We start from the raw sequence: 23183 nt of genomic DNA on the forward strand, positions 1-23183 counted from the left end.
GGTGGATTTTACAAGGATAATGACGATGAAACAAAAACCTATGCTCGGATTTTCTTTAGCTTTATTGGCAAGCGCTATGTGGGGCGCGCTACCGATTGCGGTAAAACAGGTATTGGTTGCGATGGACGCGCAGACCTTGGTATGGTTTCGCTTTATGATCGCCGGATTAGTATTATTCATTGTATTGCGTTTAAGCGGAAAATTGCCGAAATTAACCGCACTAAGCCGCCGCTTGAAAATGTTTTGCGTGCTTGGCGCCATCGGATTGGCAGTGAATTTCTTTTTATTCAGCTATGCCTTACATTATATTTCACCGACGACGAACCAAGTTTTATGGCAACTCGCGCCCTTTACGATGATATTATGCGGTGTTGTGATTTTTCGAGAAAAATTTGCAATCCACCAAAAAATCGGTTTCGCTTTATTGATTATCGGATTAGTTGCGTTCTTTAATGATCATTTTGACGAAATTTTACAATTAGGCGCATACGCTTATGGTATAGTTATCGGCGCAATGGCGGCGGTAATCTGGGTGCTTTACGGCATTAGCCAAAAAATGTTGTCGGAAACGTTCAGCTCGCAACAAATTTTATGCATTATTTATCTCGGCTGCGCGCTTTTATTAACACCTTTTGCGCAACCGACGCAATTTTACGCTCTAAACGGCTTTGCTTTAGGTTGTTTTATTTTTTGTTGTTTAAATACCTTAATCGGCTATGGTGCTTATGGGGAAGCGCTTAAGCATTGGGAAGCGTCTAAAGTGAGCGTCGTGACGATTTTATTACCGATTTTTACGATGATTTTTTCCATTATCGGACACAACCTTTACCCGAATTTATTTGCAGCGCCGGATATGAATTTACTCAGTTATATCGGCGCATTGATTGTCGTTGCGGGAACTATATTATCGGCAATCGGACACAAATTAATCAAGAATAACAATGAGGAGACAAAATGAAATTTATTGATGAAGCCTTAATTCGCGTAGAAGCGGGTGACGGCGGTAACGGATGTATCAGTTTCCGACGGGAAAAATACATCCCGAAAGGCGGGCCGGACGGCGGTGACGGCGGTGATGGCGGCGATGTGTATTTGATTGCCGATGAAAATTTAAATACGTTAATCGATTACCGTTTTGAAAAACGCTTTGCTGCCGAACGCGGTGAAAACGGACGCAGCTCCGATTGTACGGGACGTCGCGGCAAAGATATTACCTTACGCGTACCGGTGGGCACGCGCGCGATTGATAACGACACCAAAGAAGTGTTAGGCGATTTAACCAAACACGGCGCCAAAATGCTGATTGCGAAAGGCGGTTACCACGGTTTAGGCAACACACGGTTTAAATCTTCCGTAAATCGCGCGCCGCGTCAAAAAACCAACGGCACACCGGGCGAAAAACGTGATTTACAACTGGAATTAATGTTATTGGCGGATGTGGGAATGTTGGGCTTACCGAATGCGGGCAAATCCACCTTTATCCGTGCCGTTTCGGCGGCAAAACCGAAAGTGGCGGATTATCCGTTCACCACCTTAGTGCCAAGCCTCGGCGTTGCGCGCGTCGATGCCAATCGCAGTTTCGTGATCGCCGATATACCGGGCTTGATCGAAGGGGCGTCCGAAGGTGCGGGACTGGGTATTCGTTTCTTAAAACATTTGGAACGTTGTCGCGTATTGATTCATTTGGTGGATATTGCGCCGATCGATGAAACGGATCCGGCGGATAATGTGGCGATTATTGAAACGGAATTGTATCAATACAGCGAAAAATTAGCGGACAAACCGCGCTGGTTGGTGTTCAATAAAATTGATACGATGAGCGACGAAGAAGCCGAAACCCGTGCAAAAGAAATTGCCGAACGGTTAGGGTGGGAAGAGGATTATTATTTGATTTCCGCCGTTACCGGCAAAAACGTCGCACCACTTTGTCGCGACATTATGGACTTCATTGAAGCCAATCCGCGTCAAGAAGAAAGCCCGATTGAAAAAGAAACCGAAGTGAAATTCAAATGGGATGACTATCACCAAGAACAACTCGCCGAACATTTTGATGATGAAGATGACGACGATTGGGATGATTGGTCGGAAGAAGATGAAGAAGGCGTGGAAATTATCTACAAGCCTTAATTCGGCTAAAAGCTAAAAGTGCGGTAAAAATCACCGCACTTTTTCTTTATTATTCAGATAATTAGTCGATTTCGGCAAAAACGCTTTCCAATCGTTTTAATCCTTCCGCCAGTTCCGTTTGCGAAATATTTAAGGCTGGGGCAAAACGTAGCACATTTGGACCTGCAACCAAGATCATTAACCCTTTGTCCGCTGCTTTTTTAACAAATTCGGCGGCTTTTCCGGCGTATTGTTCGACAAGTTCCGCGCCGATTAATAATCCTTCGCCGCGAATTTGTTTAAATAGTCCATATTTTTCGTTCATTTTTGCCAATTCGCCGATAAATTGCTGTGAAGTGCGGTTTACTTCGGCGAGAAATTCCGGCGCGGATAAAATATCCACCACTTTCGAGGCAATGGCGCAAGCCAACGGGTTGCCGCCGAAGGTTGTGCCGTGCACGCCCGGTGAGAAGCTGGCGGCGATGTCGTGGGTTGTCATCATCGCGCCGATCGGGAAACCGTTCGCCAAGGCTTTGGCGGAAGTGAGGATGTCCGGTGTCACGCCATATTTCATATAGGCGTAAAAATAACCGGTGCGGCTGACGCCGGTTTGAACTTCGTCGAAAATTAACAGCGCATTATTTTCGTCGCATAATTGGCGTAATCCTTGCAAAAATTCTTGTGTCGCCGGTTGAACCCCGCTTTCGCCTTGAATCGGTTCTACGATCACTGCGCAAGTGTGATCATCGATAACCGCTTTCACCGCCGCTAAATCATTAAAAGGCACGTGAACGATATCGGCGGGCTTCGGGCCGAATCCGTCTGAATATTTGGCTTGACCGCCGACACTGACGGTGAATAAGGTTCTGCCGTGAAAACTTTGTTTAAAGGAAATAATTTTGCTTTTTTGCGCTCCGAAATGATCCACCGCATAACGACGCGCCAGTTTTAGCGCGGCTTCGTTGGCTTCGGCACCCGAATTGACGAACATTACGCGATCGGCGAAGGTTTTTTCGGTTAATTTAGTTGCTAGCGCTAATGTAGGTTCGCTGGTAAACCAGTTGCTGGAATGCCAGAGGGTTTCGCCTTGGCTTTTTAGCACCTCAATCAGTTCGTCAGGACAATGTCCCAACGCGTTGACGGCAATCCCGCTGGTAAAATCGATGTATTCGCGTCCCGTTTGATCCCAAACACGACAACCTTTGCCCCTGACCGGAATAAAATCGGCGGGCGCATAATTTTGAATCATTACTTCGTTAAAGGTTTGGCGGGTATATTGTGTCATTTGCATTGTCCTTCTATTGCGAATTGTTTTTCACAGCATAATCCTAAATGAATATCTAGTCAAATAAATGAATAAAAATTCAAAATTATTGTGTCCCACCGACGGTAATGCGATCGATTTTTAATGCCGGCTGACCGACGCCCACCGGCACGCTTTGTCCCTCTTTGCCGCACACGCCGACACCGTGATCCAATTCGGGATTATCCGCAACCATTGATACATTTTGCATAACTTCAATGCCGCTGCCGATTAAGGTTGCGCCTTTCACCGGTTTGGTGATTTTGCCTTTTTCGATTAAATAGGCTTCCGAAGTGGAAAACACGAATTTTCCGGAAGTAATATCCACTTGTCCGCCGCCGAAGTGCGGTGCAAAAATGCCGTGATCTACGGAGGCGATTAAATCTTCGAAGCGGCTTTGTCCCGCTAACATATAAGTGTTGGTCATTCGCGGCATCGGTAAATGGGCGTAAGATTCGCGGCGTCCGTTGCCGGTCGGCGCCACGCCCATTAAACGCGCATTCATTTTATCTTGCATATAACCTTGTAAAACGCCGTCTTTAATCAATACGTTATATTGACCGGGCACGCCTTCGTCATCAATGGTGAGGGAACCGCGACGATCCGCGAGCGTGCCGTCATCCACAATCGTGCAAAGCGGCGAAGTGACCAATTCGCCGATTTTACCGCTGAACAATGAGCTTTCTTTGCGATTAAAATCGCCTTCTAACCCGTGTCCGACGGCTTCGTGTAATAATACGCCCGGCCAACCGGCGCCCAAAATCACCGGCATTGAACCGGCGGGCGCGGCAACGGCGTTTAAGTTGACTAAGGCTTGGCGAACGGCTTCTTTGGCAAAATAAACCGCACGAATTTCGCCTTGATAAGGTTGTAAGAACCAATCCAAGCCGAATCGTCCGCCGCAACCGGCGCTGCCGCGCTCACGCTTGCCGTCTTGTTCCACTAACACGGAAACCGACAGGCGGACTAACGGGCGAATATCGGCGGCAAACGTGCCGTCGGTAGCGGCAACTAAAATTTCTTCATAAACGGAACTGATACTCGCCGATACTTGGCTGACGCGCGGATCTTCTGCGCGAGCGGTGTTATCCACCAAATGCAGCAACTCGATTTTTTGCGCTTTACTTAAACTGTCGAGCGGATTGATTGGCTGATAGCGCAAAACGGGATGTACCGCATTAAATTGCGCTGGCGTGATAATGTTGCCTTGTTGCGGTTGAGCGATACCTTTCGCCGCTTGCGCACATTGTTGCAAACCTGCAAGGCTGATTTGATCCGAATAGGCGAAACCGGTTTTTTCGCCGCTGACAGCACGTACGCCGACGCCGCGATCAATATGGAAACCGCCTTCTTTAATAATGCGATCTTCCAGCACCCAATTTTCATCTTGGCTGTGTTGAAAATAGAGATCGGCGTAATCGATATTACGATGGGAAAGAATATCGAAAACGTTAGCGAGTTCGCGTTCGGACAAATTGCCGGGCGCTAATAAGGATTGGGTCACTTGGTTTAACATCTTTTTCTCGATTTAATAAATAAGGACGCCGCAGCGTCCTTTTGTTGAATATAAAAGTGCGGTGATTTTTTTCGTATTTTACATCACAACGACGTCGAATTGTTCCTGATTATAGAAAACTTCGGTTTTAATTTGAATTTGTTTGCCGATAAAGACCTCCAATTCGGCAACCAAGCCGTGACTTTCTTCGTTAATCAAATAATCGGCGACGGCTCTTGAGGCGTAAACCACAAATTGCTCGCTGGCGAATAAATGATGGACGCGAATGATTTCCCGCATAATTTCGTAACAAACGGTTTCCACGGTTTTAACCCGTCCGCGCCCTTTACAAGCCGGACATTCGCCGCATAAAACGTGCTCCAAACTTTCGCGTGTGCGTTTGCGCGTCATTTCCACCAAACCCAGCTGCGTAAAGCCGTTGACGTTGGTTTTAACGCGATCTTTGGATAAGGCTTCCTGTAAGGATTCCAACACGCGACTACGGTGTTCTTCTGTTTGCATATCAATAAAGTCGATGATGATAATCCCGCCTAAATTGCGCAGTTGAAGCTGTTGCGCAATGGCTTTGGTGGCTTCGATATTGGTGTTGAAAATGGTTTCTTCCAAATTACGATGCCCGACGAATGCGCCGGTATTAATATCGATGGTGGTCATCGCTTCGGTTTGTTCGATAATTAAATAGCCGCCGGATTTCAAATTCACCCGCGTATCCAAAGCGGTTTGAATTGCCGATTCGACGCCATAGACGTCAAACAGCGGTTGATTGCCCGAATACAGCACCAATTTATCCGTTAAAGTCGGCATAAATTCTTCGGTGAACTGTTTGACTTCGTTGAAACACAACTTCGAGTCGATGCGGATTTTTTCTAATCCCGCCCCGATAAAATCGCGTAAAACTCGTTGCGTCAGCGCCAATTCGCCGTACAGCATCGAACGGGTCGGATATTTGCCGCGACGCTCCATTACTTTGCGCCACAAGCGTTTGAGAAAATCAGCGTCTTGTTTCAAATCTTCTTCCGTTGCACCTTCCGCCGCCGTGCGAATAATAAAACCGCCTAATTCGTCACAAAAGGGAAGCACCAATTCTTTTAATCGCCCGCGTTCTTCTTCGCTTTCGATCCGTTGCGATACGCCGACGTGGCTGTTTTCCGGCATAAACACCAAATAACGCGAAGGTAGCGTGATGTCCGTAGTTAAACGTGCGCCCTTGGTGCCTAAGGGATCTTTCACCACTTGCACGACAATATCTTGCCCTTCGCGCACCAATTCGGCGATGTCTTTCACGATAAACTGTTTCTTTTCGTTTTCATCCACGCATTCGGTGTGCGAAACAATGTCGGAGGCGTGCAAAAATGCAGCTTTTTCCAAACCGATGTCCACAAATGCCGATTGCATCCCTGGTAACACGCGGGTGACGCGACCTTTATAAATGTTACCGACAATCCCTCTTTTTGCCTGACGTTCGATATGAACTTCTTTTAAAATCCCTGTGTCCACGAGCGCGATACGAGTTTCGTTCGGCGTGACGTTCACTAATAATTCGACTGATTCCATAATAACTGACCTAAAACTGATATTGCCGGTTAGTCTAGCGAAAAGGAAAATAGAATAATAGTAGTAAATAAGGTAAAATGTGACCTTTCTCAAATTTTTAAGCATAAAAGAGCCATTGTGAGGTCATAATGTTTGGATTGGATCCGACAATAATTACATTTGTCGTATATATTTTAGGTATGTTGCTGATCGGCGTATGGGCATATTATTACACCAACAATTTATCCGATTATATTCTCGGCGGTCGCCGTTTGGGCAGTTTCGTTACCGCAATGTCGGCGGGCGCGTCCGATATGTCGGGCTGGTTGTTAATGGGTTTACCCGGTGCGGTTTATTTGGCGGGTTTGGTAGAAGGTTGGATTGCAATCGGTTTAACCGTCGGCGCCTATTTCAACTGGTTGCTTGTCGCCGGACGTTTGCGGGTTTATACCGAATTTAATAATAATTCTTTGACGTTACCGGAATATTTCCATAACCGTTTCGGCACGGAACATCACCTGTTAAAAATTGTCTCGGCGAGCATTATTTTGGTTTTCTTCACTATTTATTGCGCCTCCGGCGTGGTGGCGGGTGCGAAATTATTCCAAAATTTATTTTCTATCGATTATTCGACCGCACTTTGGTACGGCGCCTTGGCGACCATCGCTTATACCTTTATCGGCGGATTTTTAGCCGTGAGCTGGACGGATACCATTCAAGCCACATTAATGATTTTCGCCTTAATTTTAACGCCGGTAATGGTCATTATTACGCTCGGCGGAACGGGCGAATTCAACGCCGTATTGGCACAAGCGGAAGCCGCTGCTCAGAAAGATTTCACTGATATTTTTAACGGTACGACTACACTCGGTTTATTAAGCCTTGCCGCGTGGGGATTAGGCTATTTCGGACAACCACACATTTTAGCGCGTTTTATGGCGGCGGACAGCGTGAAATCCTTAAACAGCGCGCGTCGTATCAGTATCACGTGGATGATTTTATGTTTAGCCGGCGCAATGGGCATCGGCTTTTTCGGTATCGCTTATTTCTACGCGAATCCGCAAGTCGCGGCGGCAGTCAATCACGAACCGGAACAAGTCTTCATCGAATTGGCGAAACTTTTATTTAATCCGTGGATTGCCGGCGTGTTGCTTTCCGCAATTTTAGCCGCGGTAATGAGTACCTTAAGTTGCCAATTATTGATTTCATCCAGTGCGATCACCGAAGATTTTTATAAAGGTTTTATTCGCCCGAAAGCCTCGGAAAAAGAATTAGTTTGGCTCGGTCGTGTAATGGTGTTGGTCATCGCTGCCATTGCCATTTGGATCGCACAAGACGAAAACAGCAAAGTGTTATTGTTGGTTCAATTCGCGTGGGCGGGATTCGGCAGCGCATTCGGGCCGGTGGTATTATTCTCGCTATTTTGGAAACGTATGACCTCAAGTGCAGCAATGGCGGGAATGTTAACCGGCGCAATTATTGTGTTTAGCTGGAAGGAAATCATTCCGCAAAGCAGCCAATGGCATCAAGTCTATGAAATGATTCCGGGATTCGGTTTAGCTTGCGTAGTGATCGTGCTGGTGTCGCTGCTTTCGCCGAAGCCGGAACAAAACGTGCTGGATACCTTTGAACAAGCGAAAAAAGCATACAAAGAGGCGCTATGATCGATTTTCGTCCCTTTTATCGGCAAATCGCCACGACGGAATTGTCCGCGTGGTTAGAAACCTTGCCGTTACAGCTTAAAAATTGGGAAAAACAAACTCACGGCGATTATGCGAAATGGGCAAAAGTCGTGGATTTTCTACCGCACTTAAACGCAGATCGAATCGATTTAAAAAGTGCGGTCAAATCCGAGTCGGATTTTCCGCTCGCAGACGGCGAACGACAACGTGTCATTTATCACCTCAAACAATTAATGCCTTGGCGCAAAGGACCTTATCATCTGCACGGCATTCACATTGATTGCGAATGGCGCTCGGATTTTAAATGGGAACGCGTATTGCCGCATTTGGCGCCGCTACAAGATCGCCTGATTTTAGATGTGGGCTGCGGCAGCGGTTATCATATGTGGCGAATGGTCGGCGAAGGTGCAAAAATAGTGGTCGGTATCGATCCGACGGAACTGTTCTTATGCCAATTCGAAGCGGTGCGGAAATTATTGAATAACGATCAACGCGCTCATTTGATTCCGCTCGGCATTGAAGCAATGCAACCTTTGGGCGTGTTCGATACGGTATTTTCAATGGGCGTGTTATATCATCGCAAATCGCCGCTGGATCATTTAACCCAATTAAAAAATCAACTAACAAAAGGCGGCGAATTAGTGCTAGAAACCTTAGTGGTGGACGGCGATGCAAATACGGTTCTCGTGCCGGCGGATCGCTATGCAAAAATGAAAAACGTGTATTTCATTCCTTCCGTCGCAGCGCTGATTAATTGGTTGGAAAAATGCGGTTTCAATAACGTGCGTTGCGTCGATGTCGCACCGACGACCTTAGAAGAACAGCGCAAAACCGATTGGCTGGAAAACGAAAGTTTAATCGATTTTCTTGACCCGACGGATCACAGCAGAACCATCGAAGGCTACCCCGCACCGAAAAGAGCGGTGATTTTAGCGAACAAATAAAAAATTCGGCGAGTTAAAAATAACAAAGGCAATCAACAAGATTGCCTTTTCCATATAAGAAAGTCGATTAACCTTTAAATTCGCCGTTTAGGCAAGGTTGAATTTTATTTAAGATTTCTTTTACTAAACGCGGTGCGGCGGCGACGAGATGACCGGCGGTTAAATAGGAATGTCCGCCGTTGAAATCGCTGACTAAACAGCCGGCTTCGCGCGCGATTAGATCGCCGGCGGCGATGTCCCACGCTTTTACGCCCATTTCGAAATAGCCGTCAACGCGACCTGCTGCGGTGTAGCATAAATCTAAGGCGGCGGAACCGGTGCGACGGAAGTCGGCGACATCTGAGGTTAAGCTGTTCATCATTGCAAATTGAAGCGGCATTAATGCGGTTTTCTTGAACGGAAAACCGGTCGCCAATACGCAACCTTGTAATTCGCGTTTATTTTCAATGCGCAAACGCATTTCGTTTAATTTGGCGCCTTCGCCGCGAATGGCGGTAAAGAGTTCGTTACGGATCGGATCGTAAACCACACCGACTTCGGTGCGTCCTTTCACGCGAATGGCAATGGAAATGGAGAAGTGAGGCAAGCCTTTGACGAAATTGGTCGTGCCGTCCAGCGGATCGATGATCCATTGAATATCGCTTTCTTTTCCTTCTAACGCGCCGCTTTCTTCCGCGATAATAGTGTGATCGGGATAAGATTTTTTAATCACTTCGATAATGGCGCTTTCCGCCGCTTTATCAATATTGGTCACAAAATCGTTTGTACCTTTGCTGAGAGTTTGAATTTCATCGCGACGTTCATAACCTTTAGCAACAACATTGCCCGCTTTTCGCGCCGCACGAATAGCGATATTTAACATTGGATTCATAGTTTCACCGGATTTAAAGAACAAATTCGAGCGCCGATTATAGTGAAATTTTGGTCAAAAAGCGAGAAAAACGCAAAGATTACGGAAAATTTTAATATTTCCGACTAAAAACCAAGGGTATTGTGTTATCATATCCACAAATTGAAGTCGGATAATATGGAAATGCTAGAAAATATTAAAATCGTACTGGTGGAAACCTCGCACAGCGGCAATATCGGCTCGGCGGCGCGCGCGATGAAAACAATGGGATTGACCCGATTATGTTTGGTGGCGCCGAAGCAAGGGATTGACGAACAAGCCTTGGCGCTTTCTGCGGGCGCCGAAGATGTGGTGAAAAGTGCGGTCATTTTCGACAGTTTTTCCGACGCCGTGGCGGATTGTGCGTTGGTGATCGGCACCAGCGCGCGTTTGCGTCATTTGCAAAATACGTTAATCGAACCGCGTGAATGTGCGCAAAAAACGCTTGAAATAGCCGCCGCCAATCAAACCGTGGCGATCGTTTTCGGGCGCGAACGCAGCGGTTTGACCAACGAGGAATTATTAAAATGCCGCTATCATTTAACCATTCCGGCAAATCCCGATTATTCCTCCTTGAATTTAGCGATGGCGGTACAAATTATTTGTTACGAGTTACGCACCGCGTATTTAGCTACGGAACAACGAGAGACTTTACCCGCCGTTGAATTAGCGAGTGCGCAAGAAACCGATTATTTTTTCGCCCGAACCGAGCGGCTTTATCGCCGGCTGGGATTTATTCAAAATCAAGCGGTTATACCGAAATTAAGACGTTTGTATCACCGCACGGGAATCGAAAAAAACGAACTGAATATTCTAATGGGAATGTTAAGTGCGGTGGAAAAAAGATTAGATTCGTCGGAATAATAGTTGACTAATTTAGTTGGTTATGTAATATAGTCAACAAGCCCAATTACAGAAACAATAAAAGGAAAGTAGAAAATGAAACTTACGTCAAAAGGTCGCTATGCAGTAACCGCCATTTTGGATATTGCATTAAATGCCGAAACCGGACCGGTCAGTTTGGCGGATATTTCCGACAGACAGCATATTTCCCTTTCTTATCTAGAACAACTATTTGCCAAATTGCGTCGTCACGGCTTGGTTAAAAGCGTGCGCGGGCCCGGTGGCGGGTATCAACTCGGCTTGCCGACCGATAAAATTTCCATCGGAATGATTATTGCCGCCGTGAACGAAAACATTTCCGTCACCCGCTGTTTAGGGCAGGGCGATTGTCAAGGCGGTACGCAATGCTTAACCCATTCCTTGTGGGAACAACTCAGTCAGCGAATTGAAGATTTTTTGAACGATATTACCTTAGCCGAACTAGTCAGCAAACAACAAGGGCAACATAAACATAGCCACGAAGATTTCAACAATCTGGTGATGATCGGCGAATAACGCAAACAAAAGTGCGGTGAAAAAAGCAAGAATTTTTAGGAGTGAGAAATGAAATTACCAATATATTTAGACTATGCGGCGACTTGTCCGGTGGACGAACGCGTTGCCAAGAAAATGATGGAATATTTAACCATTGACGGCACATTCGGCAATCCGGCGTCCCGTTCGCACAAATTCGGTTGGCAAGCGGAAGAAGCGGTGGATGTGGCGCGTAATCATATCGCCGATTTAATCGGCGCGGACAGTCGCGAGATTATTTTCACCTCCGGCGCAACGGAAGCGGACAATTTGGCGATTAAAGGCGCAGCGCATTTTTATCAAACCAAAGGTAAACATTTGATTACCTGCAAAACCGAACACAAAGCCGTGTTGGATACTTGTCGCCAATTAGAACGCGAAGGTTTCGAAGTGACTTATTTAAACCCGAAATCTGACGGCTTGATCGATTTGGACGAACTAAAATCCGCTATTCGCGAAGACACGATTTTAGTATCGATTATGCACGTTAATAACGAAATCGGCGTAATTCAAGATATTGCGCAAATCGGCGAAATCTGCCGCGAACGTAAAGTGGTTTTCCACGTTGACGCTACGCAAAGCGTCGGCAAATTGCCGATTAATTTAGCCGAATTGAAAGTGGATTTAATGTCGATGTCCAGCCACAAATTATACGGGCCGAAAGGTATCGGCGCGTTATATGTGCGTCGCAAACCGCGTATTCGTTTGGAAGCGATTATTCACGGCGGCGGTCACGAGCGCGGAATGCGTTCGGGCACATTGCCGGTGCACCAAATCGTCGGAATGGGCGAGGCGTACCGCATTTGCAAAGAAGAAATGGTGATGGAAATGCCGCGCTTAAAAGCCTTGCGCGATAGCTTGTACAACGGCTTGAAAGATATTGAAGAAACCTATGTCAACGGTTCGCTCGAACATCGTGTGGATAACAATTTAAACATCAGCTTTAACTATGTGGAAGGCGAAAGTTTAATGATGGCGTTGCGTGATATTGCGGTATCCTCCGGTTCCGCCTGTACCTCGGCGAGTTTGGAGCCTTCTTATGTGTTACGCGCCTTAGGCTTAAACGACGAACTCGCGCACAGCTCGATTCGTTTCACTTTAGGGCGTTACACCACACAGGAAGAAATCGATTACACCATTAATTTAGTGAAAAGTGCGGTGGAAAAATTACGCGAATTATCACCGCTTTGGGATATGTATAAAGAAGGCGTCGATTTAAACTCGATCGAATGGACGCACCACTAATTCGGTCTGAATACCGAATAATAATGATTAACAGAGGAACAAAAAATGGCATATAGCGAAAAAGTCATCGATCATTATGAGAATCCGCGTAATGTCGGTTCGTTTGATAAAAAAGATCCGAGCGTCGGCAGCGGAATGGTCGGCGCACCGGCGTGCGGCGACGTAATGCAGTTGCAAATTAAAGTGAACGACAGCGGCATTATCGAAGACGCGAAATTTAAAACTTACGGCTGCGGCTCGGCGATTGCCTCCAGCTCGCTTATCACCGAATGGGTGAAAGGCAAATCTTTGGATGAAGCGCAAGCGATCAAAAACAGCCAAATTGCGGAAGAATTGGAATTGCCGCCGGTGAAAATTCACTGTTCTATTTTAGCGGAAGACGCAATTAAAGCGGCGATTGCCGACTACAAAGCCAAAAAAGGCGAATAATGATTCGAAGGGCGAAATTTTTTCGCCCGATAACCTTTTTATTTCGAGCGAAAAAGGTTTCGCTCACAAAAATAAATTATTTTTTGGAGTTTAAATGGCGATTACATTAAGCGAAAGCGCGGCAAATCGGGTAAGAACCTTCTTAGCCAACCGCGGTAAGGGAATCGGTTTACGTCTCGGCATTAAAACATCAGGCTGTTCCGGCTTGGCGTATGTGTTGGAATTCGTCGATGTATTGAATGAAGACGATCAAGTGTTCGAACAAGACGGCGTGAAAGTGATCGTGGATAGCAAAAGCTTGGTTTATTTAGACGGCACGCAACTGGATTTCGTCAAAGAAGGATTAAACGAAGGTTTCAAATTCAGCAACCCGAACGTCAAAGATCAATGCGGTTGTGGCGAAAGTTTTAACGTATAATCGAGAAGAAAAATGGCGAATCCTTTTAGTTTATTTGATCTGCCGGTGGATTTTTCTTTGGATCAAGCGCAACTTTCCGCGCGTTATTTGGCATTGCAAAGATCCTTGCATCCGGATAATTTCGCGCAATGTTCGGCGCAAGAACAGCGTTTGGCAATGCAAAAATCGGCGGAAATCAATGATGCTTTGCAACTGTTGAAAGATCCGATCTCGCGCGCAGATTGCATTATCGCTTTGGCGCTCGGCGAACAAGAAGAACAGACCAACCGAGATATGGCGTTTTTAATGCAACAAATGGACTGGCGCGAACAACTGGAACACATCGAACAACAGCAAGATCTTGACGAATTAAGCGCATTTTCCCAACAGATCGATCAATCTTATCAGGATATTTTAACGCAATTATCCACCGCACTTTCCGCGCAACAATGGCAGCAAGCCCGAAATTTGACGGATAAACTACGTTTTATTAAAAAACTCACGGCGGATATTGAACGCATTGAAGAAGATTTAACGGATTTTTAAAGAGAATAATTATGGCATTACTGCAAATCGCCGAACCCGGTCAAAGCGCGGCGCCGCATCAACAAAAATTAGCGATAGGCATCGATTTAGGCACAACAAACTCCCTTGTCGCCACCGTTCGCAGCGGAACGGCGGATATTTTGCCCGACGCGCAAGATCGCCCTTTAACCCCCTCCATTGTGAATTTTCAAGCGAACGGCGAAGTTATTGTCGGCTACGAAGCAGGCGAATTGGCGGCAGCGGATCCGCATAATACGATTATTTCGGTGAAACGTTTAATCGGGCGCTCCTTGGCGGACGTGCAACAACGTTATCCGACTTTGCCTTATATTTTTGCGCAAACGGAAAACGGCTTGCCTTTATTGCAAACGGCGCAAGGACTGAAAAGCCCGATTGAAGTGTCGGCAGAAATTTTGAAAAAACTGACCGCACTTGCCGAACAACGTTTAGGCGGCGAACTTTCCGGTGCGGTGATCACAGTTCCTGCATATTTTGACGACGCCCAGCGACAAAGTACCAAAGACGCCGCGAAATTAGCCGGTTTAAACGTGTTACGTTTATTGAACGAACCGACGGCGGCGGCGATTGCCTACGGTTTGGATAGCGGACAAGAAGGTGTGATTGCCGTTTATGATCTCGGCGGCGGCACCTTTGATATTTCCGTTTTGCGTTTATCGAAAGGCGTATTTGAAGTGTTGGCGACCGGCGGCGATACGGCGTTAGGCGGCGATGATTTTGATCATTGCATTGCCGACTGGGTGATTCGACAATCCGGTCAACAACCGGAAAACGCGCAAGAACAACGCAAATTGCTTGAAGCGGCAAATGCGGCGAAAGTGAAATTAAGCCAAGACCAGCGCGTAGCTTTGACTTTTAAAGACTGGCAAGGTGAATTGGAAAAATCACAATTTGACGCTTTAATTCAACCGCTGGTAAAACGTTCTTTATTAGCTTGTCGTCGCGCGTTGAAAGACGCGGGCATTCGTGCGGAAGATGTGCTGGAAGTGGTAATGGTCGGCGGTTCGACGCGCGTGCCTTATGTGCGCGAACAAGTGGGCGAATTTTTCGGTCGTCAACCGCTCACCGCTATCGATCCGGATAAAGTGGTCGCCCTTGGCGCGGCGATTCAAGCGGATATTTTAGCCGGCAATAAACCGGATGCGGAAATGTTACTGTTAGATGTGATTCCGCTGTCTTTAGGCATCGAAACGATGGGCGGCTTGGTGGAAAAAATTATTCCGCGTAATACCATGATTCCGGTGGCGCGCGCGCAAGAATTCACCACGTTTAAAGACGGACAAACCGCGATGACGGTGCATATCGTGCAAGGCGAGCGAGAAATGGTGGCGGATTGCCGTTCCTTGGCGCGTTTCACTTTGCGCGGTATTCCGGCAATGGCGGCGGGTGCGGCGCATATTCGCGTGACTTATCAAGTGGACGCCGACGGCTTATTAAGCGTAACGGCAATGGAAAAATCCACCGGCGTGCAATCTTCGATTCAAGTGAAACCTTCATACGGTTTAACCGACGACGAAATTACCACAATGTTGAAATCTTCAATGGAAAACGCTAAACAAGATATTCAAGCGCGTTTATTGGCGGAACAACGAGTGGAAGCGGCGCGCGTGATCGAAAGCGTGCGTTCGGCGTTGCGTGAAGATGAAAATTTATTAAATGATCAGGAATTAAGTGCGGTCAAAAATGCGTTAGTTTCGCTGGAAGATTTGGCGAAACAAGAGGATGCCTTAGCGATTAAACAAGGCATTAAAGCGTTGGATCAAGCAACGCAAGAATTTGCCGCGCGTCGAATGGATCAATCCGTTCGCCGAGCGTTGTCCGGTCATTCCGTTCAGGATATTGAAAAAATTTAAGGGAAAATATATGGCGAAAGTGATTTTTTTACCTCACGAAACCTTATGTCCGGAAGGTATGGTGGTGGATGCCGTCGAGGGCGATAATTTATTGGACGTAGCGTTGGAAGCCGGCGTGGAAATCGAACACGCCTGCGATAAATCTTGTGCCTGCACCACTTGCCACGTCATTGTGCGCGAAGGATTCGACAGCCTAAACGAAAGCACCGACGAAGAAGACGATATGTTGGATAAAGCTTGGGGCTTGGAAGTGGACAGCCGCTTAAGCTGCCAATGCCGAATCGGGAAAGAAGATCTTGTGGTCGAAATTCCGAAATACAGCTTAAATCACGCCAGAGAAGAACATTGATTACGAGCCTGAGGTTTCAGGCTTTTGTTATTTATAGTCAAATCGTCTAATACATATAAATTTATTATTTGCCTTTTCAATAATAGCCTTGAATAATGAGTGAGATATACCCTCGCGATGAGTGCTAAGGAAATTTTATGAAAATCCAACAAACGATTAAACGCAACCGGCTCGGTTTATTATTTCAACAAGGCTCTTTCGGAATTGAAAAAGAAAGCCAGCGCGTACACGCCGACGGTTCGGTGGTGACGACCGAACACCCGAAGGTCTTCGGTAATCGTTCTTATCATCCTTATATCCAAACGGACTTCGCCGAAAGTCAGTTGGAATTGATCACGCCGCCGAATAAGAAACCGGAAGACAGCTTACGTTGGCTTTCTGCCATTCATCAAGTAGTGTTGCGATCTTTGCCGGAAAACGAATATATCTTCCCGTTGAGTATGCCGGCGGGCTTGCCGAGCGCCGATCAGATCAAAGTGGCGCAGTTGGATAATCCGGAAGATGTGGCGTATCGCGAGCATTTGGTGGAATCTTACGGCAAAAACAAACAAATGGTCAGCGGCATTCATTATAACTTTCAGCTTGATGCCGAACTGATCCGCACCTTATTTAACGCCCAAACCGAATACCAAAGTGCGGTCGCTTTTCAGAACGATTTATATCTGAAAATGGCGAAAAACTTTTTGCGTTACCAATGGATTTTACTGTATTTATTATCCGCCACGCCGACGGTTGACGCCGATTATTTCAAAGACGGTTCGCCTTTACAGTTGGGACAATATGTGCGCAGCCTGCGCTCCAGTCGATACGGTTATGTGAATGCGCCGGAAATTGTGGTGTCTTTCGATAGCGTAGAAAAATACGTCGAAACCTTAGAACATTGGGTGGCAAGCGGTAAATTAATCGCCGAAAAAGAATTCTACTCCAACGTGCGTTTACGCGGCGCGAAAAAAGCGCGCGAATTGCTACAAAACGGTATTCAATATTTAGAATTCAGATTATTCGATTTAAACCCGTTCGAACCTTACGGCATCGGCTTAAAAGATGCGGAATTTATTCGTTATTTCGTGTTGTTAATGATTTGGCTGGATGAAACCGCCGATCAGCAAGGCGTCGAATTAGGTAAAGCGAGATTAGCAGAAGTGGCGTTCGAACACCCGTTATCGCAAACGGCATATCGTCAAGAAGGCGAAGAAATTTTAAATCGTTTATTGGCAATGTTGAACGAAATTAATGCGCCGACGGAAATCGTTGACATCGTGACGGAAAAACTAGCCCAATTCGCCGATCCGGCACAAACCTTGTGCGGACGCTTGGTGCAAGCCATCGAACAAGCAGGCGGTTATCAACAACTGGGGGCAGAATTGGCGCAACGCTACAAAGCGCAAGCTTTCGAGCGTTTTTATGCGCTGACGGCGTTCGATAATATGGAATTATCCACCCAAGCGTTATTGTTCGATTTAATTCAAAAAGGCATCAAAACCGAGATTTTGGACGAGAACGATCAGTTCCTTTGCTTGCAATTCGGCGATCACATCGAATATGTCAAAAACGGTAATATGACCTCGCACGACAGCTATATTTCGCCGTTGATTATGGAAAACAAAGTAGTCACCAAAAAAGTGCTGCAAAAAGCCGGTTTTAATATTCCGCAAAGCGTAGAGTTTACCTCGGCGGAACAAGCAGTGGCTTCTTATGCCTTGTTTGAAGGGCGTGCCGTAGTGATTAAACCGAAATCCACCAATTACGGGTTAGGCATCACGATTTTCCAACAAGGCGTTGCCAATCGGGAGGATTTCGCCAAAGCGGTGGAAATCGCCTTCCGTGAAGATAAAGAAATTATGGTGGAAGATTATTTGGTCGGCACCGAATATCGCTTTTTCGTGCTGGGCGATGAAACGCTTGCCGTATTATTGCGCGTGCCGGCGAATGTGATCGGCGATGGCGAACACACGGTGGCGCAATTAGTAGCGATGAAAAACGATCATCCGCTGCGCGGTGACGGCAGCCGCACGCCGTTGAAAAAAATCGCCTTGGGCGATATCGAACGGTTGCAACTGAAAGAACAAGGTTTAACCGTGGATAGCGTACCGGCGAAAGGGCAAAGCGTACAACTGCGCGCTAATTCCAATATTAGCACCGGCGGCGATAGCATTGATATGACTGACGAAATGCACGAAAGTTATAAACAAATCGCCGTGGGAATTACCAAAGCGATGGGCGCGGCGGTGTGCGGTGTGGATCTGATTATTCCGGATCTCACCCGACCGGCGGAATCGCATCTCGGTTCTTGGGGCGTGATTGAAGCGAACTTTAACCCGATGATGATGATGCACATTTTCCCTTACGCGGGTAAATCTCGCCGTTTAACGCAGAACGTCATCAAAATGTTATTCCCTGAAATCCGCTAATCCCGATGAAAGTGCGGTGAATTTATGCGACGAATAAAAAAGTCGTGAAATTCACCGCACTTTTTTCTCAAACCGTTCTATAATTATCCTCGCTCAGTTTTTGCTTGGCGTTTAACGCCTGCCAAAAATTATCGTCGTCTCAAATAAGGAAACCATTTAATGCAAATTGCGCAACAGGAATTTACCTTAGAACCGCAAGATAACGCCCGTTTACAATCGCTTTGCGGCGCGTTTGACGAAAATCTTCAATTAATCGAAAAAGAATTCAATTTAATTATTTCCCGTCGGAATTTTAGTTTTTCGGTGCAATCGCAGGATGAAGAAAGCAAACCGCATCACCTCGGTTTAATCAAAAGTGCGGTCAAATTAATTCAACAATTATATTTAGACACCGCGCCGATTCGTGGCAAAATCAAAGAATTGGATTTATCCGACGTGCATATGGCGATTCAAGAAAGCCGAATGTTGTTGCAACAATCGGCGGAAAAAGCGGAAAGCGAACGCGAAGAAAGCCAAGTTTACAGCACCACGATTAAAACCAAACGCGGCGTGATCAAACCGCGCGGGAAAAATCAGATCGAGTATTTACACCATATTTTAACCCACGATATTAGTTTCGGTATCGGGCCGGCGGGTACCGGAAAAACCTTTTTAGCGGTTGCCGCCGCGGTGGAAGCCTTGGAACGTCAAGAAGTGCGCCGCGTGTTGTTAACCCGTCCGGCGGTGGAAGCCGGCGAAAAATTGGGCTTTTTACCCGGAGATTTAGGGCAAAAAATCGAGCCTTATCTGCGCCCGCTTTATGACGCGTTATTTGAAATGCTCGGCTTTGAAAAAGTGCAAAAATTAATGGAGCGCAATGTGATCGAAATCGCGCCGTTGGCTTATATGCGCGGGCGCACTTTAAACGACAGTTTTATTATTTTGGACGAAAGCCAAAACACCACCGTGGAGCAAATGAAAATGTTTTTGACCCGAATCGGGTTTAATTCCAAAGCGGTGATTACCGGCGACATTACCCAAATCGACTTGCCGCGTAGCCAAAAATCGGGGTTACGCCACGCCATCGAAGTGTTGGAAAATGTGCCGGAATTGAGTTTTAACTATTTCGACAGCAAAGATATCGTGCGTCATCCGGTGGTGGCGAAAGTGGTGCAAGCCTATGAAAAATGGGAAATCGAGGACGAAAATCGTCGCCGTCAACTTGCCGAACAACGTAAAGCGGAAAAATTTCACACAGAAATAACAAAAACAGAGGAGTAAACAATGGAATTTTGGCACGGATTTTTAATTATTACCGGCATTCATATTTTAGCGGCGATGTCGCCGGGGCCGGATTTTATTTATGTGTCGCAACAAACCTTAAGTCGCGGGCGACGTGCGGGCATTATTTGCGCCTTGGGCGTCGCATTGGGCTTGGGCGTGCATATTTTATATTCGGTGTTAGGGCTTGCCGTGGTGATCGCTTCCGCGTCTTGGTTGCTGATTTTGATTAAAATCGTCGGCGGCGCGTATTTAATTTATCTCGGTTACAAAGGCTTAAAAGCAAAAGCGAATAAAGAAGTTACGGTGATTGAAAAAATCGAGGTAAAAAGCGAAAGCGGTCTCAAAACCCTTTGGAAAGGCTTTCTTTGTAACGTGTTAAACCCGAAAGCGCCGGTTTATTTCGTCTCGGTGTTCACCGTGGTTCTCTCGCCTTCGATGCCTTTGTGGCAATTAGCCGTTTACGGGTTATTTACAATTCGCGTGGTTTGCTTCTGTCGCCTTTTTGCTCTCCATTCCGCGCGTTAACAAACAATTTCAGAAAATGGGGCATTGGATCGATCGCGTGTTAGGAATGGTGATGGTCGGCTTAGGCATTAAAGTGATTTCAAGTTAAGGAAGAAGAATGAAAAATGTGATAATCGATTTACAAATCGCCTCGCAAGATACGGCGAATTTACCCACCGAGCAACAAATTCAACAATGGGCGAATGCCGCGGTGCGCGCGGAAAATATGGAACCGGAAATGACGGTTCGCATTGTGGACGAAGCGGAAAGTCATCATTTGAATCTCACTTATCGCGGCAAAGACAAGCCGACCAATGTGTTGTCTTTTCCTTTCGAATGTCCGGAAGAAGTGGAATTGCCGCTGTTGGGCGATTTGGTGATTTGCCGCCAAGTGGTCGAACGGGAGGCTGCGGAGCAAGGTAAACCGACGCTCGCGCACTGGGCGCATATGGTTGTGCACGGCAGTTTGCATTTGCTCGGTTATGATCATATCGACGACGAAGAAGCCGAAGAAATGGAAAGTTTGGAAACGGAGATTATGCTTTCCCTCGGTTTTGAAGATCCTTACGCGGCGGAAAAATAAGCCTTCGAATGGAAATGAAATCCGCCGAAATGTTGCCTCGCCGTTTGCAATTCGTGCTTGCACAAAACCTTGAGGCGAATTTATTACCGCCGCATCTTCTTTGGATTGGCGCGGAAAAACCGACGGGCGATGTGTTGTTTCAGTCTATTTCTGCCGTGCGGAACTTGTTAGGGCAAGAATTCGACGAGATTATTTTCGATTGCCGCAACGGGTTTCATTGCGAAGCTTTGGCGATTGCGGCGGGAACTCTAAAAGCAGGCGGTACGCTCAGTATTTTGTTAGCAGATTGGCAAGGACTTGCGCAGCAAAAAGATGCCGACAGCTTACGCTGGAGCGGGGAATCCGAGCCGATTTGTACGCCGAATTTTGTGCAAAGATTACAACGGCTTGTACAACAATACGGCTTTCCGCGTTTAAATCAAAACGAATTTTCACAAGCAAGACCATCGCAAAAAAGTGCGGTGGTTTTTGCACAAGAAATTTCATCTATTTCACCACCTACCGCTCAACAAGAACGGATTATTCGTCAAATCTTGCGCCAAGAAGCAGAAATTTATTTTTTAACGGCAAAACGCGGGCGGGGAAAATCCGCGCTACTGGGCTTGCTGGCGAATCGGTTAAACGCACGCATTTTCTTAACCGCGCCGAATAAAAGTGCGGTCAATATTTTGAATGATTTTATCCGACGCGATGTGGAATTTATCGCGCCCGACGAGCTAGCCGCTTTATTACGACGCGATCCGATGATTTATGCGCAAGATTGGTTGTTTGTGGACGAAGCCGCAATGATTCCCTTGGCGTTATTGGAAACCTTTTCGCAATCTTTTAAACACATTGTATTTAGCACCACGATTCACTGTTACGAAGGCACCGGGCGCGGCTTCGAGCTAAAATTTAAACGAAAATTACACCGCACTTTTCAGCATTTTGAATTGACGCAGCCGCTGCGTTGGCGCTCGGATGACGCGATTGAAACCTTTATCGACGAATTATTGCTGCTTAATGCGGAAGATCGTATTACACCGCCGATTTATCATTCCAACGCAAAGTTATTCCTGAAATCCGCGACACAACAGGAAGTGATTCGATATATCGACGATTTTTACGCCTTATTGACCGCCGCTCATTATCGCACCGCGCCTTTGGATTTACGCCGTTTATTGGATGCTCGCAAACAACATTTTCAACTCGCTTTATCGCAAGAGGGCATTGTCGGCGCGGTTTGGGCGACGGAAGAAGGCGGGATGCAAGATCAAGCCTTGATTCGAGATATTTGCCGCGGAACGCGACGACCGAAAGGCAATTTAGCCGCGCAGTTATTGGCATTTTGTTATACGGCGGAACAAGCCTGTCGCTTAACGTCTTTGCGCGTTTCGCGCATTGCCGTACAAACGAATTGGCAAGGCAAAGGCATCGGGCGGCAATTAATTAAAAAAGTACAGCGGGAAGCAAAGACGGATTTTTTATCGGTCAGTTTCGGTTATACGGAAGAACTAGCGAATTTTTGGCAAAAGTGCGGGTTTAATTTGGTGCATTTTGCCGAAACCAGAGAGGCGAGCAGCGGTTGTTATTCCGCCTTGGCGCTTTATCCCTTAAGCGAAAACGGCAAAGCCTTTTGCCAATCGCTACAGGCACGTTTCGCGCGAAATTTGTCCTTGTCCTTTCATCCGCTTGCGGCGAAGATTGCACAGCATCCGATAGATTTCGCCTTAAATGACGATGATCTGCAAACCTTACGTTATTTTGCCGATTTTCACCTCACGCTCTCGGCAGCGCTACCGGCGATTCGGCGTTTGGTACATCTTGCGGATCAACAAAATTGTCCGTTGTTGTGTGATTATTTGACGAATAAACAACAAACGGCAACACTTTTTGGCGGACGAAAAAATCAGCTACAAAGTTATCGCGAAGAAGTAAAGAAAATGTTGCAAAAATATAAAACGCTTTTATTATTTGATTGCATCGAAGGAGGTGAAAAATGAGTGAAACGAAAAAAGGTTGGTTTAAAAAAGCCTTAGCGAAATATGATCAATTTTGCAAAGAATTAGGCATCGATCAAGGTGCTTGTCGCAGCTGTGTGCCGGTTGTCAAGTTCGATGAAAACGCCACGGATAAGCCCGCTCAAAAAACAAGCGAAAAAGCGCGAAAAATGTGATCGCCCTCACTTTTTATGGGTGTTTTTTCGTCGGACGAGAT

Annotated in this window: 22 protein-coding genes; 18 read left to right on the forward strand and 4 right to left on the reverse strand. The window is 46.5% G+C overall.

The genetic code is table 11. The features are described 5' to 3' along the window. The first annotated feature begins 25 nt into the window (after window positions 1-25). Window positions 26-958, forward strand: coding sequence for a DMT family transporter (locus CVP04_RS06310; protein ID WP_100296664.1), 933 nt, complete (start codon window positions 26-28; stop codon window positions 956-958). Next, the gene (gene cgtA, locus CVP04_RS06315) at window positions 955-2127 is read left to right on the forward strand and encodes an Obg family GTPase CgtA (protein ID WP_100296665.1); all 1173 of its coding nucleotides are present in this window, start codon (window positions 955-957) and stop codon (window positions 2125-2127) included. The genes CVP04_RS06310 and cgtA overlap by 4 nt, the downstream gene beginning before the upstream one ends. Window positions 2128-2188: 61 nt before the next feature. On the opposite strand, the gene CVP04_RS06320 is transcribed toward cgtA, so the two are convergent. From CVP04_RS06320 to rng, 3 genes are all read right to left on the reverse strand, one after another. After that, window positions 2189-3391: an aspartate aminotransferase family protein gene (locus tag CVP04_RS06320; RefSeq protein ID WP_100296666.1), complete on the reverse strand. Its 1203-nt coding sequence runs from the start codon at window positions 3389-3391 to the stop codon at window positions 2189-2191. Window positions 3392-3476: 85 nt separating this feature from the next. Then, window positions 3477-4925, reverse strand: coding sequence for a metalloprotease TldD (gene tldD / locus CVP04_RS06325; RefSeq protein WP_100296667.1), 1449 nt, complete (start codon window positions 4923-4925; stop codon window positions 3477-3479). A gap of 78 nt (window positions 4926-5003) precedes the next feature. Further along, window positions 5004-6479, reverse strand: a complete 1476-nt coding sequence (gene rng / locus CVP04_RS06330) for a ribonuclease G (RefSeq protein ID WP_100296668.1) — start codon at window positions 6477-6479, stop codon at window positions 5004-5006. A gap of 128 nt (window positions 6480-6607) precedes the next feature. Between rng and putP the strand changes: the two genes are divergently transcribed. Beyond that, window positions 6608-8122, forward strand: coding sequence for a sodium/proline symporter PutP (gene putP / locus CVP04_RS06335; protein ID WP_100296669.1), 1515 nt, complete (start codon window positions 6608-6610; stop codon window positions 8120-8122). Further along, the gene (cmoB, locus tag CVP04_RS06340; RefSeq protein WP_100296670.1) at window positions 8119-9084 is read left to right on the forward strand and encodes a tRNA 5-methoxyuridine(34)/uridine 5-oxyacetic acid(34) synthase CmoB; all 966 of its coding nucleotides are present in this window, start codon (window positions 8119-8121) and stop codon (window positions 9082-9084) included. Before putP ends, cmoB begins: the two co-directional genes overlap by 4 nt. A gap of 67 nt (window positions 9085-9151) precedes the next feature. Here the strand turns inward: cmoB and suhB are convergent, their stop codons facing one another. After that, entirely contained in the window at window positions 9152-9955 is an 804-nt protein-coding gene (gene suhB, locus CVP04_RS06345; RefSeq protein WP_100296671.1) for an inositol-1-monophosphatase, read from the reverse strand. A 162-nt stretch (window positions 9956-10117) separates the two neighbouring features. On the opposite strand from suhB, the gene trmJ reads away from it, so the two are divergent. From trmJ to CVP04_RS12240, 14 genes are all read left to right on the forward strand, one after another. Further along, window positions 10118-10837, forward strand: coding sequence for a tRNA (cytosine(32)/uridine(32)-2'-O)-methyltransferase TrmJ (trmJ, locus tag CVP04_RS06350; protein WP_100296843.1), 720 nt, complete (start codon window positions 10118-10120; stop codon window positions 10835-10837). A 75-nt stretch (window positions 10838-10912) separates the two neighbouring features. Beyond that, window positions 10913-11371, forward strand: coding sequence for a Fe-S cluster assembly transcriptional regulator IscR (iscR, locus tag CVP04_RS06355; protein WP_100296672.1), 459 nt, complete (start codon window positions 10913-10915; stop codon window positions 11369-11371). A gap of 48 nt (window positions 11372-11419) precedes the next feature. Next, the gene (locus CVP04_RS06360) at window positions 11420-12634 is read left to right on the forward strand and encodes an IscS subfamily cysteine desulfurase (protein ID WP_100296673.1); all 1215 of its coding nucleotides are present in this window, start codon (window positions 11420-11422) and stop codon (window positions 12632-12634) included. Between the two features lie 45 nt (window positions 12635-12679). Continuing rightward, window positions 12680-13063 carry a Fe-S cluster assembly scaffold IscU gene (gene iscU / locus CVP04_RS06365; RefSeq protein WP_100296674.1) on the forward strand — a complete coding sequence of 128 codons (384 nt, stop codon included), beginning with the start codon at window positions 12680-12682 and terminating at the stop codon, window positions 13061-13063. A 94-nt stretch (window positions 13064-13157) separates the two neighbouring features. Next, a complete protein-coding gene (gene iscA / locus CVP04_RS06370) occupies window positions 13158-13481 on the forward strand; it encodes an iron-sulfur cluster assembly protein IscA (RefSeq protein ID WP_100296675.1) in 324 nt (107 codons plus the stop codon). A gap of 12 nt (window positions 13482-13493) precedes the next feature. Beyond that, window positions 13494-14006 (forward strand): Fe-S protein assembly co-chaperone HscB, encoded by a 513-nt coding sequence (gene hscB, locus CVP04_RS06375; protein ID WP_100296676.1) that lies wholly within the window; start codon window positions 13494-13496, stop codon window positions 14004-14006. An 11-nt stretch (window positions 14007-14017) separates the two neighbouring features. Continuing rightward, window positions 14018-15877, forward strand: coding sequence for a Fe-S protein assembly chaperone HscA (gene hscA / locus CVP04_RS06380; RefSeq protein ID WP_100296677.1), 1860 nt, complete (start codon window positions 14018-14020; stop codon window positions 15875-15877). Between the two features lie 10 nt (window positions 15878-15887). Further along, the gene (gene fdx, locus CVP04_RS06385; RefSeq protein WP_100296678.1) at window positions 15888-16226 is read left to right on the forward strand and encodes an ISC system 2Fe-2S type ferredoxin; all 339 of its coding nucleotides are present in this window, start codon (window positions 15888-15890) and stop codon (window positions 16224-16226) included. Window positions 16227-16363: 137 nt separating this feature from the next. Then, window positions 16364-18637, forward strand: coding sequence for a bifunctional glutamate--cysteine ligase GshA/glutathione synthetase GshB (gene gshAB / locus CVP04_RS06390; protein ID WP_100296679.1), 2274 nt, complete (start codon window positions 16364-16366; stop codon window positions 18635-18637). A 159-nt stretch (window positions 18638-18796) separates the two neighbouring features. Next, window positions 18797-19897 carry a PhoH family protein gene (locus tag CVP04_RS06395; RefSeq protein ID WP_100296680.1) on the forward strand — a complete coding sequence of 367 codons (1101 nt, stop codon included), beginning with the start codon at window positions 18797-18799 and terminating at the stop codon, window positions 19895-19897. Window positions 19898-19900: 3 nt separating this feature from the next. After that, complete coding sequence (locus tag CVP04_RS06400) at window positions 19901-20425, forward strand: LysE family translocator (protein ID WP_207761619.1); 525 nt, start codon at window positions 19901-19903, stop codon at window positions 20423-20425. A 97-nt stretch (window positions 20426-20522) separates the two neighbouring features. Then, complete coding sequence (gene ybeY / locus CVP04_RS06405; RefSeq protein ID WP_100296681.1) at window positions 20523-20987, forward strand: rRNA maturation RNase YbeY; 465 nt, start codon at window positions 20523-20525, stop codon at window positions 20985-20987. 29 nt (window positions 20988-21016) lie between these two features. Further along, entirely contained in the window at window positions 21017-22969 is a 1953-nt protein-coding gene (locus CVP04_RS06410; protein WP_100296844.1) for a tRNA(Met) cytidine acetyltransferase TmcA, read from the forward strand. After that, a complete protein-coding gene (locus CVP04_RS12240; RefSeq protein ID WP_165772778.1) occupies window positions 22966-23142 on the forward strand; it encodes a DUF5363 domain-containing protein in 177 nt (58 codons plus the stop codon). The genes CVP04_RS06410 and CVP04_RS12240 overlap by 4 nt, the downstream gene beginning before the upstream one ends. Window positions 23143-23183: the final 41 nt, after the last annotated feature.

Origin of the sequence: Caviibacterium pharyngocola (genome assembly GCF_002795405.1) — a bacterium.
In the GTDB taxonomy this organism is placed as follows: Bacteria; Pseudomonadota; Gammaproteobacteria; order Enterobacterales; family Pasteurellaceae; genus Caviibacterium; species Caviibacterium pharyngocola.